We start from the raw sequence: 14288 nt of genomic DNA on the forward strand, positions 1-14288 counted from the left end.
GCTGCGCGGGCCATGCGCGACGCACGGCTGGCGTGGCGGCGATCTGCACGCTTCCGAGCGGGGTGATGAATTGTTTTTGCACAGTGTGCCGAACACGGCCCCGAATGGGGCGTTTTGCCCGAAGATAGTCCAAGGCCCGACCCGGCCGCGGACAGGCAGGGAAACTGGCGCCGCACGCGAGCGCCGACTGCGGACATGACAACGCCATGAAGGCAGCCACACTCCAATGGTTGCGCACCCTGCTGCCCGCGGCCATCGCCCTGGCGGCCGGCGCAGCCATGGCCGCCGGCGCGCCTTCTGCGGCCGCCGTGCCGGAGAACAGTGTCGCCGACCCTTCCGCGACGCTCGCCACGCCACTGCCCGCCGGTCGCACGCGCCCGCGCATCTGCCTGGTGCTTTCCGGCGGCGGCGCGCGCGGCGCCGCGCATATCGGCGTGCTGAAGGTGCTGGAAGAACTGCGCGTCCCGGTCGACTGCATCGCCGGCACCAGCATGGGTTCGCTGGTGGGCGGCGCCTATGCCACCGGCATGTCGCCCGCCGAGATGGAACGGCTGGTCGGCGGCCTGAGCACCGACAAGATCTTCAAGGAACGCCCGCCGCGCAAGGACCTGACCATCCGCCGCAAGCAGGATGACTTCACCAACCTGGTCACGCCTGAGATCGGCGTGCAGGCCAGGGGCCTGCTGCTGCCCAAGGGCGCGGTCTCGGGCGTGCAGCTGGAAACCGTGCTGCGCCAGCTGGCGCGCGCGCCCGGCTACCGCGATTTCGACAAGCTGGCCATTCCCTACCGCGCCGTCGCCACCGACCTGGTGGCGGGCACGCCGGTGGTATTCAGCCAGGGCGAACTGGCCAACGTGATGCGTGCCAGCATGTCGGTGCCGGGCGCGGTGGCGCCGGCCGAGTATGAGGGCCGGCTGCTGGTTGACGGCGGGCTCACTGACAACCTCCCGGTCGGCGTCGCGCGCAGCATGGGCGCCGATATCGTGATCGCCGTGAACCTGGGCACGCCGCTGATGAAGCGCGAGGAACTGAACTCGATCATCGGCGTGACCGGCCAGATGCTCAATATCCTGACCGAGCAGAACGTGCGCGCGTCGCTGGCATCGCTGCGCCCGACAGACGTGCTGATCGAGCCCGCGCTGGGCGAGTTCTCCGCGACTGACTTCGACCACCTGCTCGAGCCCGTGCCCATCGGCGAGGCCGCCGCGCGCAAGGTGGCCGACCGGCTGGCCCCACTGGCACTGCCGCCGCCGCAGTACGCGCAGCTGCGCGCGATGCAGCAGGCGGTGCCAGCGCCCGACACCCGGCCGGTGGACGAGATCCGCATGGCGCCGCTGCATCGGGTCAACCCAGAGTACGCCACCGCGGTGATGGAGACCAAGCCCGGCGAGCCGGTCGACCAGGCCACGCTCGACCAGGACATGCGCCGCCTGTTCGGCACCGGCGACTTCGAGCACGTCAACTACGGCATCCTGGAAGAGCCCGGCAAGCGCGTGCTGGTGGTCAACGCAGTGGAGAAGTCGTACGGCCCCGACTACCTGCGCTTCGGGCTCGGGCTCAGCTCGGATTTCCGCGGCGATGCGTTCTTCAACCTGGTGGGAAGCTACCGCCGCACCTGGCTGAACTCGCTAGGCGCGGAATGGCGCACCGACCTGCAGGCGGGCCAGACCTCGGCGCTGATCAGCGAGTTCTACCAGCCGCTGAACACGCGCCAGTACTTCTTTATCGCACCGCGCATCGAGCTGGAGCGGCGCCCGGTCAATATCTTCCAGGGCAGCACGCGCATCGCCACCTACGACCTGCGCCGCTTCGACGTGGCGCTCGACGTGGGCAGCCAGTTCACCAAGTACGGCGAGCTGCGCGTGGGCGTGCAGACCGGTACCCTGGACGCCACGCTGAGCACCGGGCCGGCGGTGCTATCTCCCGGGCCGGGCGATATACGGCGCGGCGCCATCACCGGGCGGCTGTTCTTCGACCAGCTCGACAGCGTGGACTTCCCGCGTTTCGGCTATGCGGCCTCGGTCCGGGTGTATGCCTCGCAGCCGGGGCTCGGCGCCGACGACACCTATGTCAAGGCGCAGGCCGATGGCGTCTATGCGCACTCATGGGGCAACCATACGGTTTCGCTCGGCTTCAAGGTCGGCAGCAATATCGGCGGCAATCCGCTGCCACGCTATGACTTGTTCCAGTGGGGCGGCTTCCTGCAGCAGTCGGGGTACGCCACCGGGCAACTGCTGGGCGGCAACCTGCAGTTCGCGAGGCTGATGTACTACAACAAGCTGGCACAGCAGACCCTGCTGCAAGGGGTCTATGCCGGCTTTTCACTGGAAGCCGGCCGCATGGGCGCGCCGCTGGTGCCGGGCAGCCCGACGGGGCTGCTCAAGTCCGGCTCGGTCTTCCTGGCGCTGGACAGCCCGCTCGGGCCGCTCTACCTGGCCTACGGCCGCGCAGCGGCGCGCACGTACAGTTTTTACCTGTACCTGGGCAAGCCGTACTGAAGCGGCGACCGGCTGTCTGTACGCCAGCCAACCCCCACCAAAGTTGTATGTAATGTCTTAATCCATATGTCTATACTTTTCCTGTCACCAAGACCCCCTCTTGAATGACGACCCTTCCCCGGTCGCCGCTCCCCAGCGGCGACTTTTTTTTGGGCGCTCGCCACGCATGCGGCGCAGACTGCCCTTGGAAGACGGGCCCTGCGCGCGACCCCGCGACGCCTATAATCCCCGCCTCGGGCCGCGCTGGCGGCCGTTCCGGCTGACATCTTCCATGCAGATCGATTTCACCCATTTCACGCCCTGGCTGTCGCTGGCCGGCGGGCTGGTCATCGGACTGGCCGCGGCGCTGATGATCCTGGGCCTGGGCCGTATTGCCGGCATCAGCGGCATCGTCGGCGGGCTGCTGACGCTGCCGCACGGCGACACCCGCTGGCGCGTCGCCTTCGTGGCGGGGCTCCTGCTCGCACCGTGGCTGGCCTACGCACTTGGCGCGATGCCGCAGGCGCATATCGATGCGAGCTGGGGCCAGGTGCTGGCGGCGGGCCTGCTGGTCGGCATCGGTACCCGCTACGCGGGCGGCTGCACCAGCGGGCACGGCGTGTGCGGCCTGTCGCGCGGCTCGGTGCGCTCGCTGGTGGCCACGCTGACCTTCATGGCGGCGGGCTTCCTGACGGTGCTGGTGCAGCGCCACCTGCTGGGAGGCTGACATGGGCGCGCTCCTCCCGACACTGTTTGCACTGCTGGCCGGCCTGGTGTTCGGCATCGGCCTGATTGTGTCCGGCATGGCCAACCCCGCCAAGGTGCTGGGCTTCCTGGACCTGGCGGGCCCCTGGGACCCGTCGCTGGCCTTTGTGATGGCCGGCGCGGTGCTGATCGGCGTGGTGGCGTTCGCGCTCGCGCGCCGGCGCGCTCGCTCCTGGCTGGGCCAGCCGATGCACTGGCCGGCCGCCTCCGCGGTGACGCTGCGGCTGGTGCTGGGCAGTGCCGCGTTCGGCGTGGGCTGGGGGCTGGCCGGGTTTTGCCCGGGCCCGGCGCTGGTGGCGCTCGGGGCGGGCTATGCCAAGGCGTGGGGCTTTGTCGGGGCGATGCTGACGGGCATGGCGGTCTACGAGATCGCCGAGCGCTGGCGCGGCTGAGACACCACAGCGGGACGAAGCGGGCAGCGGGCGGCGCACAAACCCAGTCGGGAACGCATGCGGGGCTGGCCCCCGCCGCCAAGCCGGTTTAAGATTGCGCGATTATCGAACAACTATCCGAGACGCCACCCCGCCCATGGAAGTCCTCCGCCCCATCGGTCTTGGCCATGCCCAGGCCGACACCGTCCGCGTTGCCCGCCCCCAGGCCGACCTGCTGAGCAGCTTTGCCGGCGATCCCAACTTCATGCTGTCGCTGGCGCGCGGGCTGACCGTGCTGGAAGCCTTCTCGGAGCGCAAGCGCCCGCTGACGATCTCGCAGGTGGCGCAGCGCACGCAGCTCTCGCGCGCCTCGGTGCGGCGCTGCCTTTATACGCTGGAGCAGCTGGGCTACGTCAGCCAGCAGGACGGCCAGTTCGCGCTGCGCCCGCGCGTGCTGCACCTGGGGCATGCGTATTTCTCGTCGACCTCGCTGGTCTCGCTGGCGCAGCCGATCCTGGACAACCTGAGCGCGCGCATCCATGAAACCTGCACGCTGGCGATCCTGGACGGCACAGACATCCTGTACCTGGTGCGCTCCGAAGTGCAGCGGGTCCTCAACTACTCACTCGGCATGGGCAGCCGCCTGCCCGCCTACTGCACCTCAAACGGCCGGCTGCTGCTGGCGCACCAGCCCGCCACGGTGCTGGACGGCTTCTTCGAGCATGCCGAACTGCGCCCGCGCACGCTGCAGACCAAGGTCTCGCGCCAGGAACTGGAAGCGTGCTTCGAGCGCGCGCGCGAGGTGGACTATGTGATCGTCGACGAAGAGCTGGAGCCGGGCCTGCGTGCGATGGCCGTGCCGGTGCGCTCGGCCTCGGGCATCGTGCTGGCAGGGCTGAGCGTGAGCGTGCGCGCCGCACGCGTGTCGGAGGCGGAGATGATCACGCGGCTGCTGCCGCCGATGCGTGAAGCCGCCGCGGCGATCGGCCGGATGGTCGGCTCCTGATCCCTTTCCTGCCTTTCTTGCCTTTCTTACGATTGCGAGCTGCGGCTCGAGCGTCGGCCCGCGCAAGCGGTCCGCTTCAGCCGGCTCAGCCGCGATGCGCGAGTTCCAGCGAGAACACCAGCCGCTGCAGGAAGTTTTCCATGCGCCCGTCCGGATTGACGAAGGCGCAGCCGAAATGGTGGATGGCGTTGTCGTCGTGGCCCACCAGCCAGTGGCCGACCACTTGCAGGTCCAGCTCGAGCTTGCCCAGTTCGCGGAAATCCAGTCGGCATTTGCCGATGGTGGTGCCCACCGGCAACTGCTCATCCGTTACCGTCTTCGAGCGCAGGCCCACGCCTGACAGCGACAGGTCGGCGATATCGAGGCGGAGCACCGTGTTGTCCGGCTTGCGGATCTCGCAGTGATAGCCCTTGGTCACCAGCGTGCGCGCGCGGAAATGCCGCCGGCGCTGGAAGTGGTAGAGCTTCTCCGGGAATCTGGCGACAAAGGCCGGGCCCTGCTCGAAGCGCGTGGCGGCTGGCTGGCCCACCACGAAGTTGACCGGCACGCCACGCAGCAGCCCCGAGAACGCGTTCTCTTCCGAGGTCATCAGCGACTGCCGCTCGGCATCCGCATTGCACCAGTCGAAGACGAAGGTCCGGTCGACCGGATCGACGTGCAGGATCGACGTGACGAACTGGTGCCCGGTACGCGTGCGCACGCTCAGCATGCACTTCTGCCACGACAGGTCGCGCAGCACGGTGCCGATCTGCGAGTTGTGCGTCAGGCGGTAGCGGTCATCGGGCGGCGCGCCGGCCTCAATGTCGGATTCGGCGCCAGCTTCATCGCCGGATTCGGCGTCGGAGCGCCCGGAGGCATCGTGCAGGTTCATGGATTCACGCAACGTCTGGAATGGCGGGAAGATGCCGCCGGGTGGCGCGGCAGCAAGGTCTGCCTGCCGGCCGCGCGCCGCATGTTAAGCGCGTGCCCCCGCGTCCGGCAAGACTCATGGCGACACCTTCGGCAAATCTGTGGCAGAACTTGAGCACAGACTTACGGGGGGTAGCGCCCCCGCCGCTTTCAGGCCTTCGCCAGCCCTGGTGGCGGGGCGCCAAGTGTTGCCTGCGCCTCTTCGCGCAGCCAGCCCAGCAGCGCCAGCCGGCGCGTGTCGTGCTCGAACGGCGCGGGCGATAACAAATGGTAGGTCGATCCGTCGGCAACGAAGCCGAATGGCGCTGCCAGCCGGCCATCGGCGATCTCGTCGGCGGCCATCAGCTGCGAGGCCACGGCCCAGCCCAGTCCTGCCGCGGCGGCCTGCAGGCTCAGGTAGAAATGCTCGTACCAGGCGTCGCCATCCAGCATCAGCGCGGCCGCCGCATCGCTGCTGGCGGCCTGCCAGCGCTGCCACGCATCGGGCCGCGTGCGCGTATGCAACCGCACGGGAACCGCCAGGGGGGCATCCGGGCCGGCTACCGGCCTGCATACCGGCCCCACCCGCTCCTGCGCCACCTCGCGCGCATGCCAGCGCGTATCGAAAGCAAAGTCATTGCGCCGCAACGCCAGGTCGGCGCCGCTGCGGCCGAAGTCGATCGGCCCGCCGGCGGCCATCAGGTGCAGCGGGATATCGGGGTGGCGCGTGGCAAAGCGCGGCAGCCGCGGGATCAGCCAGCGCATGGCGACGGTGGGCTCGCACGACAGCACCAGCGCGCGCCCCGGCGGCTGCGTGCGGATGCGCGCGGCGGCGCCGGCCAGCACCTCCATTGACTGCGTGGCGGCGGCAAACAGCGTGCTCCCGGCCTCGGTCAGGAAAACGCCGCGGTTGCGCCGCTCGAACAGCGCCACGCCCAGCGTCTCTTCCAGCTGCCGGATCTGCCGGCTGACCGCGCCATGGGTCAGGTGCAACTCCTGCGCGGCGCGGACAAAGCTCTCGTGGCGCGCCGCCGCCTCGAAGAATCGGATCCAGCCCAGCCAATGCATCGTTCAGTTTTTCTCACGAATTTGCGCGAGTATATATCGGTTGTGGTGGCATGGATCGATTACGCAGAATTGGGTACGCTTGGATCGGCCGATGTGCCGATCTGCGGATAACTGCAACGAAACCTGACAGAAAATGATCCCAATCGCTGAATTGCTGGCGGTCGCTGCCGTGACCGTGCTCGCTGTCGTCAGTCCCGGACCGGACTTCGCCATGGTCACCCGCAACAGCTATCTGTACGGCCGGCGCGCGGGCCTGCTTAGCGCCTTGGGCATCGCACTCGGGGTACAAGTGCATGTGCTCTATACGATGTTCGGGGTGGCGGTACTGATGGCGCACGCGCACAGCATGCTGACGGTGGTGAAGTCGCTGGGTGCGGCCTACCTGGTGTGGATCGGGATCCAGACGCTGCGTAACCGCCAGGCATTGGCGGTGGACCTGCAGAGCGCGCGCACGCGGGCGCCGCTGGCAGCGCTGCGCATGGGCTTCCTGACCAATGCGCTGAATCCGAAATGCACGCTGTTCGTGGTCAGCACCTATACGCAGGTGGTCGATGTGCACACGCCGGTGCCGGTGCAGTTTGGCTATGGCGCGTCGGTGGCGCACTGGGCCTGGTTCAGCCTGGTGGCGTGCGTCTTCACCGCGCCGGCGCTGCGCGCAGCGATGCGGCGGCAGCAGCGGCTGCTGGACCGCACCATCGGCTCGGCGCTGTGTGGGCTGGGAGTGGCGCTGGGATTCAGTAACCTGGCGTAGGCGTTGCCGGCATCAGCGGCCACGCTGCCAGCACCAGGTGCTGGGGGCCCTGCGGGCTGAGCCGGCTTTCGAACAGCACCACGCGCTGCACCGCCCACGGCTCGCTCGCCAGCACGCGCTGCGCATCGAGCCAGCCGCGCAGCACGCTTTCCGGCACCGTTGGCCGGCAGCGGGCCAGCGTCAGGTGCGGATGGAAGCGCCGGCGCTCCGGCACGATGCCCGTGCCATCGGCCAGCGCTTGCCCGACCGATGCGTGGAGCGCGCGCAGTGCGTCCAGGCCTGGCCCGGGCGCGAGGCCGGCCCAGAGCACGGCACCCTGTCCGCTGCGAAAGCGCCCCGTACCGAATGCCTGCAGGGAGAACTCGGGCGCGCGGATCCGCTCGAGTGCAGCTTCGACAGGCCCGGCAAGCGTTTCGGACTCGCCCAGGAAGTGCAAGGTCAGGTGGACCTGCGCCGCCGGTACCGGCCGTATGCCGTTGGCCGCCGGCAGGGTCGACAGCAGCCGTGCCGCCCGGGCGGGCGGGACGTCCACGGCGATGAACAGACGCGGCATGGCAAGCGCTCGACGGATGGCTGGGCGCTCAGTCCGGGACCAGCGCGAAGTCAGGCGGCACGAGCGCCGCCGCCGCGCGTATCACCGGCAGCTGCTGCGCGGCGCCGATGCCTTCGCCTTGCAGCAAGGCGCGCTTGCGCTCGACGCCGCCGGCATAGCCGGTCAGCGCGCCGGCGCTGCCCAGCACCCGGTGGCAGGGCACGATCACCGACAGCGGATTGCGCCCCACCGCGCCGCCGACGGCGCGCGCATGCGTCGGCGGCAGCCCCAGCGTGCGCGCGAGCTCGCCATACGATGCGGTCGCGCCGCACGGGATCGCCTGCAGTGCCTGCCATACGCGTTGCTGGAAGGCGCTGCCGGCAAAGCGTACCGGCACGGTAAAGCGGTCGCGGCGGCCGGCGAAGTACTCCGCCAGCTCAAGCGCCGCGCGGTCGAGTATCGCGGCTTCGGCGGGCGGCGCGGCGCGGCTGTCGGCGATGCCCTTGGGGTGGTATTTCTGCCCGGCAAAGAAGACACCGGTCAGGTAAGTGCCCTCGGCGCGAAGCAACATGGTGCCTAGCGGGCTGTCGATATGGCGATAGCTGGTCATGGGATGGTCTCCGGTTCGTTCGCGGCGGTCTCTGCCGGCGGCGCGGCCGCAGCGGCCGCGTTGTCCTTCATCGCCTCATAGCGATGCCACAGGTGAATGGCCGCGTACGCGCGCCACGGCGCCCATTGCGCGGTGCGTTCGTGCATCGCGCGCACGGTGCTGACGCCCAGCACCTTGCGCAGCGCATAGTCGGTGCCAGGGAACGCATCCGGCCAGCCCAGCGCGCGCATCGCGACATACTGCGCGGTCCAGTCGCCGATGCCGTCGATGGCGCGCAGCGCGGCCACGGTCTGCTCCGGCGGCGCGTGGGCATCGAGCGCCAGGGTGCCATCGGCCACGCGCTGCGCCAGCGCCTGCAGCGTGCGTGCCTTGCCGGCCGGCACGCCGGCGTCGCGCAGCGTCTGCGGCGCCATCGCGGCAAGGGCCGCGGCGCTGGGAAATGCAAAGCGCAGTCCGGCCGGTGCGGTGTCCGGCAGCGCCTGCCCCGCGCGTTCGGAAAGCGCGGCAAGAATGCGCCGCGCATGGACCACCGAGATCACCTGCCCCACCACCGCGCGCACCGCGATCTCGAAACCGTCGACGCTGCCCGGCAGCCGCATGCCCGGCACCGCCTGCGCCAGCTCGCCCAGGTGGCGGTCGACCACATCGGGGCGGCAGCCCAGGTCGCACAGCCGGCGCACCTTGCCCAGCGCCTGCGGAATCACGCGCGCCAGCGACGCCGACAGCGTCACGCGCAGCACCAGCCGGCGCGGCACATGGTCGATGCGCACCCAGCCGACATGTGTGCCGCCGCCGGCTTCTACCTGCAGCGTACGCGCGTAGGCGCCGTCACGGACCTGTTCGATGCCGTCGACCGCACGCGTGGCCAGGAAGCCCAGCCAGGCGTCCCACGCCAGTGGCGGCCGGTAGCCCAGCTCGAACACCAGCCGATCGGCCACGCCTTCGGCGGCGCGGCGGCGCAGCGCCACCGGGGTCAGCCCATAGCGGGTCTTCAGCACATCGTTGAAACGGCGCACGCTGCCGAAGCCCGCCGCCAGCGCCACCTCCGTCACCGGCAGTGCGGTATCGGCCAGCAGCCGCTTGGCCAGCAGCAGGCGCTGCGTCTGCGCGTACTCCAGCACCGACACGCCGAACTGCGCATCGAACAGGCGCCGCAGGTGACGCTCGGTGACGCCGATGCGCGCGGCCAGCGCAGCCACGCTGCCTTCAGCCATGAAGCCTTCGTCGATCAGCGTGGCCGCGGCCTGCGCCAGCCGGCCCGAGATATCGGCCAGCCCGTGCCCGGGCGCCAGCTCCGGACGGCAGCGCAGGCAGGGGCGGAAGCCGTGCTTCTCGGCCGCCGCGGCGCTTTCATAGAAGCTGCAGTTCTCGCGCTTGGGGGTACGTACGGCGCACACCGGCCGGCAGTACACGCCGGTCGACGACACGCCCACGAAGAAGCGCCCGTCGAAGCGGCGGTCATGCGACGCCACGGCCTTGTAGCAGGTATCGGGATCGAGGTTCATGATGGCATGCTACCGCTTCAGGCGGGCACATACCCGCTGGATTCGGACATTTCCCTCTGGCGTGCGGGCGTGGGCTGCGGCACAGTTGGAGACATGGGCGGCGGCTAGAATTGCACTTCACGCCAACGCCCGCGCCGGCCCGCTGACTTCCCTTGCGGCCCGGCCTGCGGCCTCACCGGAGACACCATGCGCCGTTTTGCCCTGCACTTGTCCGTGATCGCCTCGCTGGCCAGCGTGCCCGCGCTGGCGCAGCCTGTGCAGACGTCGGCCGCCACCGTGCCGGCGCGGGCGCAGCAGGTCGCATCGGTCGAAGGCATCACCGAATACCGCCTGCCCAACGGGCTGCGCATCCTGCTGGCGCCGGACGCGGCCAAGGCCACCACCACGGTCAACACCACCTACCTGGTCGGCAGCCGCCACGAGAACTACGGCGAGACCGGCATGGCCCACCTGCTCGAGCACCTGCTGTTCAAGGGCACGCCGTCGCTACCAGGCAAGACCATCCCCACCGAGTTCGCGCGCCGCGGCATGAGCGTGAACGGCACCACCGCGCAGGACCGTACCAACTACTTCGGCACCTTCAGTGCCAACGACGAGAACCTCGACTGGGCGCTGCGCATGGAGGCCGACCGCATGGTCAACAGCGTGATCTCGCGCGCCGACCTGGACAGCGAGATGACCGTGGTGCGCAATGAGATGGAAATGGGCGAGAACAGCCCGGGGCGTATGCTGATGCAGCAGACCATGGCCGCCGCCTATCGCTGGCACAACTACGGCAAGGCCCCGATCGGCGCGCGCAGCGATGTCGAGCAGGTCAGCATCGACAGCCTGCGTGCCTTCTACCGCCGCTACTACCAGCCCGACAACGCGGTGCTGGTGGTGGCCGGCAAGTTCGATCCCGCGGCCACGCTGACACGCATCGAGCGCTACTTCGGGCCGATCCCGCGCCCGACGCGCGTGCTGCCGCCCGAGCATACGGTCGAGCCCGCGCAGGAAGGCGCGCGCGAGCTGGTAGTGATGCGCCCCGGCGACAACAGCCTGGTCACCGCGCAATACCACGTCAGCCCGGGTGCGCATCCGGACAGCACGGCGCTCTCGCTGCTGACCATCATCCTCGGCGACACCCCGGGCGGGCGGCTGTACAAGGCGCTGGTCGAGCGTGGCCAGGCCGTGTCGGTCGGCACCGCGCTCTATGCGATGAAGGACCCCGGCGCGCTGCTGCTCATGGTCGAGACGTCCAAAGACCAGCCGCTCGCGGCCGCGCGCGCCGGGCTGATCACGCAGGCCGAGGGCTTTGCCGAGGCGCCCGTGACCGAGGCCGAACTGGAACGCGCGCGCGTGCGCATGCGCAATGCGTACGAGTACTACCTCAACGATCCCGGCGCGCTCGGCGTGGCGCTGTCCGAGGCCATCGCCAAGGGCGACTGGCGCCTGTTCTTCGTGGCACGCGACCGCATCGAGACCACCACGCTGGCTGACGTGCAGCGCGTGGCGCTGAACTACCTGCAGGCCTCGAACCGCACCGTGGGCCTGTTCGTGCCCGCCGAGCAGCCCAAGCGCGCGCAGGTGCCGGCCGCGCCCGACGTCGCGGCGATGGTCAGCAACTACCAGGGCAAGCCGGCAATGGCCGCGGTGGCACCGTTCGACCCCAGCCCCGCCAATATCGAGGCCCTCACCACGCGCCAGACGCTCGCCAACGGCATGCAGCTGGCGCTGCTGCCCAAGCCCGCCCGCGGCGACGTGGTGCACGGCGTGCTGGTGCTGCACATGGGCGACGTGCAGAGCCTGCAGGGGCTGACCACGGTCGGTGCGCTGACGGCATCGATGCTCCGGCGCGGCGCGGCCGGCATGGACCGCCAGCAGATCTCGGACCGCATCGAGGCACTGCGAGCGCGCGCGGGCATCTTCGGCGGTTCGGAACGCGTGACTGTCAGCTTCGAGACGCGCCGCGCGCAACTGCCGGAAGTGCTGGCGCTGCTGCGCGACATCCTGCGCGCACCGACCTTCCCCGAAGCCGAATTCGAAACGCTGCGCAAGACCAGCATCGCCGAGATCGAAAGCACCCAGCGCCAGCCGGGCGTGCTGGCGTCCAACGCGCTGGGCCGCCACGGCGATCCCTATCCCGCGGGCGACCCGCGCCACACACGCACCTTTGCCGAGAGCATCGCCGACCTGCAGGCCGCCACGCTGGCGCAGGTGCGCGACTTCCACGGCCGCTTCTACGGGGCCGGCAACGCCCAGCTGAGCCTGGTGGGCGACTTCGATGCTCAGGCCGCCGCGACGCAGGCCGCGCAGCTGTTCGGCGACTGGAACGCACCGCAGCCCTATGCGCGCGTGGACCGCCCCTTCGTGCCGATCACGCCGGCCGAGTTCACGCTGTCCACGCCGGGCAAGCCCAACGCCGTGTACCTCGCCTCCACGCCGGTCGACCTGACCAACGACTCGCCGGACTATGCGCTGATGATGATCGCCAACCGCGTGCTCGGCGGCGCCAGCCTGCGCGGCCGGCTGGCCGACCGGCTGCGCCAGCAGGAAGGGCTGAGCTATGGCGCGAGCAGTTGGGTGCAGGTGGGCGCGCTCGACCGTGCTGGGCGCTTCGGCCTGCAGGCGCAGTACGCGCCGCAAAACCTGCCGCGCGTGCAGCGCGCGGTGACGGAAGAGCTGGAGCGCTTCGTGCGCGACGGCATCACTGCGCAGGAACTGGCCGAAGCCGTCAGCGGCCTGCTACAGCAAGGCATGGTCAGCCGCAGCAGCGATGCGGCGCTGGCCGGCACGCTGGCCAACCAGCTCTACCTGGGCCGCACCATGGCCTTCACTGCCGAACTTGAAGAACGGTTGCGCAACGCCACGCCGGAAGCGGTCAACGCCGCCATCCGCCGCTATATGCAGCCCGGCGGGCTGTCACGCGTATATGCAGGCGACTTCAGCGGCGGGGCGGCGCAGGTCGGCGCCAGCGGCGACGCCGCGGGCGGGAATGCAAGCACCGCAACAGGGGCAAACCCGGGCAACGAAGCCACGGGTGCCACACCAGCTGCGCGCCCGTGACATACGTTGGAAACAATATTCGGCTGCACTGTCAGGTGTCGCGAGCGTGGTAAGCGCGATAAGCGCAAGGCCGACCGGGCGCGGCGCGAAACAATGTGCGATTGCCAGCGCCGCTGCGGCGCAAGGCCCTTGCCGCGACCCCGGGTTGACTGTATATTCGTACAGTATAAGTCGATATAAGAGGTGTGGATGTCAATCGTGCGAGCTGGCAGCAAGGCAGAAGCGCTCAGGCTTCTGTCCTCGGAAGACGTGCTGGCGCTTGAGCTGGACTACGAGACCGGATGGCAGGACGCCGTCGAACTCGGCAGGCTCGGAGAAAAGCGCGGTATCAAAGTGCAGTATCGCGGACAAGAAAGCATCGCCGTTCGTTCCCGCGAAGCCCTGATCGAAGGGCTGGCCAAACCCAAGACCACGTTCCGTCAACGCAACCTGTATTGCCAGTTCGATCTAGGCACGCTGGCGGACCATGAACTGCTCGACCTCGAAGCCAAGGCTACGCGGCTCGGGGACTATATCCTCGCCGGCCACCTGCTGCGCGATGTCGATGGCGTGTGGCCGCAATAGGCTAGGCGGCATTCGTACACGCCTGCTTTCCGCAAAAAGAAAAGCCGCCAATGCAGGCGGCTTCGCTTCGTCTTACCCGTAACATCTTAGCTCGCGCTGATCACCGGCGCGGCTCGCATTGCCCTGACGGCACGATCAGTGCCACACGCGCGTGGCATTGGCCCAGCGCGCCGCACAGGACTGCGCCACCGCGGGCTCAAGCGTCTCGCTGCTCACGTCCGCCACCGGCGTGGCCGCGGCGTAGTCCAGCGCGCTGCGCCACAGCACCGCTGACACCAGCGTCTTGCATTGGCGCCGCTCGCCATGCGCGAGTGCCAGCAGGCGCTCGTAGCCTTCCATCACAATCAACTGGTCACCGTGCCGCGGATGCAGTTCGAGCGTGTACAGGTGGTCGCACTCGCACTGCAGGCGCCCGCCGCTGACCGCAACCACGATGGCACCGGGCAGCGCGATGCCGCTGGCCTGCACCTCGCCGCGCAGGCGCGCCAGGTGCGCATGCGCGCGCGGGTCACGTGCCGCCGCAAGCTCCGCCGGCATGGCGCTGAGTGTCATCAGCGCGGCGGGCGACACCGCCAGCGTGTAGGCCTGCAGCGTCGGGCGATAGGTCGCCACCACGGCGCGCAGCCGGTGCGGCGCGTCGCCGTCATGCCCTGCCAGCAGCGGGCCGGCCGGCTCGCGGATCTGCAAATCGTTCATGTCGACTCCT

Annotated in this window: 13 protein-coding genes; 7 read left to right on the forward strand and 6 right to left on the reverse strand. The window is 69.4% G+C overall.

Annotation, left to right across the window (positions count from 1 at the left end; genetic code table 11):
• Positions 1–206 precede the first annotated feature (206 nt).
• The 4 genes from K307_RS18885 (at position 207) to K307_RS18900 (ending at position 4619) form a co-directional block, all read left to right on the forward strand.
• Positions 207–2498, forward strand: a complete 2292-nt coding sequence (locus tag K307_RS18885; RefSeq protein WP_042880372.1) for a patatin-like phospholipase family protein — start codon at positions 207–209, stop codon at positions 2496–2498.
• 271 nt (positions 2499–2769) lie between these two features.
• A complete protein-coding gene (locus K307_RS18890; protein WP_042880374.1) occupies positions 2770–3204 on the forward strand; it encodes a YeeE/YedE family protein in 435 nt (144 codons plus the stop codon).
• A gap of 1 nt (position 3205) precedes the next feature.
• Complete coding sequence (locus K307_RS18895; RefSeq protein ID WP_042880376.1) at positions 3206–3634, forward strand: DUF6691 family protein; 429 nt, start codon at positions 3206–3208, stop codon at positions 3632–3634.
• Between the two features lie 136 nt (positions 3635–3770).
• Positions 3771–4619, forward strand: coding sequence for an IclR family transcriptional regulator domain-containing protein (locus tag K307_RS18900; protein WP_042880378.1), 849 nt, complete (start codon positions 3771–3773; stop codon positions 4617–4619).
• An 85-nt stretch (positions 4620–4704) separates the two neighbouring features.
• Here K307_RS18900 and K307_RS18905 read toward each other — a convergent pair whose 3' ends face one another.
• Complete coding sequence (locus K307_RS18905) at positions 4705–5490, reverse strand: flagellar brake protein (RefSeq protein ID WP_042880380.1); 786 nt, start codon at positions 5488–5490, stop codon at positions 4705–4707.
• 188 nt (positions 5491–5678) lie between these two features.
• Entirely contained in the window at positions 5679–6575 is an 897-nt protein-coding gene (locus K307_RS18910; RefSeq protein ID WP_042880382.1) for a LysR family transcriptional regulator, read from the reverse strand.
• Positions 6576–6708: 133 nt separating this feature from the next.
• Here K307_RS18910 and K307_RS18915 point away from each other — a divergent pair, with 133 nt between their 5' ends.
• The gene (locus K307_RS18915) at positions 6709–7326 is read left to right on the forward strand and encodes a LysE family transporter (RefSeq protein WP_042880384.1); all 618 of its coding nucleotides are present in this window, start codon (positions 6709–6711) and stop codon (positions 7324–7326) included.
• Here K307_RS18915 and thpR read toward each other — a convergent pair.
• From thpR to K307_RS18930, 3 genes are read right to left on the reverse strand one after another with little or no spacing between them, the layout of a single operon-like run.
• The gene (gene thpR, locus K307_RS18920) at positions 7310–7879 is read right to left on the reverse strand and encodes an RNA 2',3'-cyclic phosphodiesterase (RefSeq protein ID WP_042880386.1); all 570 of its coding nucleotides are present in this window, start codon (positions 7877–7879) and stop codon (positions 7310–7312) included. The two genes, K307_RS18915 and thpR, sit on opposite strands and share 17 nt — an antisense overlap.
• Before the next feature lie 28 nt (positions 7880–7907).
• Positions 7908–8468, reverse strand: coding sequence for a methylated-DNA--[protein]-cysteine S-methyltransferase (locus K307_RS18925; protein ID WP_042880387.1), 561 nt, complete (start codon positions 8466–8468; stop codon positions 7908–7910).
• Complete coding sequence (locus K307_RS18930; protein ID WP_042880388.1) at positions 8465–9973, reverse strand: AlkA N-terminal domain-containing protein; 1509 nt, start codon at positions 9971–9973, stop codon at positions 8465–8467. Before K307_RS18930 ends, K307_RS18925 begins: the two co-directional genes overlap by 4 nt.
• 186 nt (positions 9974–10159) lie before the next feature.
• Between K307_RS18930 and K307_RS18935 the strand changes: the two genes are divergently transcribed.
• Positions 10160–13018: a M16 family metallopeptidase gene (locus K307_RS18935; protein WP_042880389.1), complete on the forward strand. Its 2859-nt coding sequence runs from the start codon at positions 10160–10162 to the stop codon at positions 13016–13018.
• Positions 13019–13207: 189 nt separating this feature from the next.
• A complete protein-coding gene (locus K307_RS18940; RefSeq protein WP_042880390.1) occupies positions 13208–13582 on the forward strand; it encodes a hypothetical protein in 375 nt (124 codons plus the stop codon).
• 135 nt (positions 13583–13717) lie between these two features.
• Here K307_RS18940 and K307_RS18945 read toward each other — a convergent pair whose 3' ends face one another.
• Entirely contained in the window at positions 13718–14278 is a 561-nt protein-coding gene (locus tag K307_RS18945; protein WP_042880393.1) for a hypothetical protein, read from the reverse strand.
• Positions 14279–14288 lie beyond the last annotated feature (10 nt).

The organism is Cupriavidus necator A5-1, assembly GCF_000744095.1.
Classification (GTDB): Bacteria; Pseudomonadota; Gammaproteobacteria; order Burkholderiales; family Burkholderiaceae; genus Cupriavidus; species Cupriavidus necator_A.

Excerpts from the sequence above, each read along its gene's own strand:
- K307_RS18935 (WP_042880389.1), top strand. The coding sequence starts at position 10,160 with ATGCGCCGTTTTGCCCTGCACTTGTCCGTGATCGCCTCGCTGGCCAGC.
- K307_RS18930 (WP_042880388.1), bottom strand. The coding sequence starts at position 9,973 with ATGAACCTCGATCCCGATACCTGCTACAAGGCCGTGGCGTCGCATGAC.
- K307_RS18910 (WP_042880382.1), bottom strand. The coding sequence starts at position 6,575 with ATGCATTGGCTGGGCTGGATCCGATTCTTCGAGGCGGCGGCGCGCCAC.
- K307_RS18925 (WP_042880387.1), bottom strand. The coding sequence starts at position 8,468 with ATGACCAGCTATCGCCATATCGACAGCCCGCTAGGCACCATGTTGCTT.
- K307_RS18895 (WP_042880376.1), top strand. The coding sequence starts at position 3,206 with ATGGGCGCGCTCCTCCCGACACTGTTTGCACTGCTGGCCGGCCTGGTG.
- thpR (WP_042880386.1), bottom strand. The coding sequence starts at position 7,879 with ATGCCGCGTCTGTTCATCGCCGTGGACGTCCCGCCCGCCCGGGCGGCA.
- K307_RS18945 (WP_042880393.1), bottom strand. The coding sequence starts at position 14,278 with ATGAACGATTTGCAGATCCGCGAGCCGGCCGGCCCGCTGCTGGCAGGG.
- K307_RS18905 (WP_042880380.1), bottom strand. The coding sequence starts at position 5,490 with ATGAACCTGCACGATGCCTCCGGGCGCTCCGACGCCGAATCCGGCGAT.
- K307_RS18915 (WP_042880384.1), top strand. The coding sequence starts at position 6,709 with ATGATCCCAATCGCTGAATTGCTGGCGGTCGCTGCCGTGACCGTGCTC.
- K307_RS18885 (WP_042880372.1), top strand. The coding sequence starts at position 207 with ATGAAGGCAGCCACACTCCAATGGTTGCGCACCCTGCTGCCCGCGGCC.
- K307_RS18900 (WP_042880378.1), top strand. The coding sequence starts at position 3,771 with ATGGAAGTCCTCCGCCCCATCGGTCTTGGCCATGCCCAGGCCGACACC.
- K307_RS18940 (WP_042880390.1), top strand. The coding sequence starts at position 13,208 with ATGTCAATCGTGCGAGCTGGCAGCAAGGCAGAAGCGCTCAGGCTTCTG.
- K307_RS18890 (WP_042880374.1), top strand. The coding sequence starts at position 2,770 with ATGCAGATCGATTTCACCCATTTCACGCCCTGGCTGTCGCTGGCCGGC.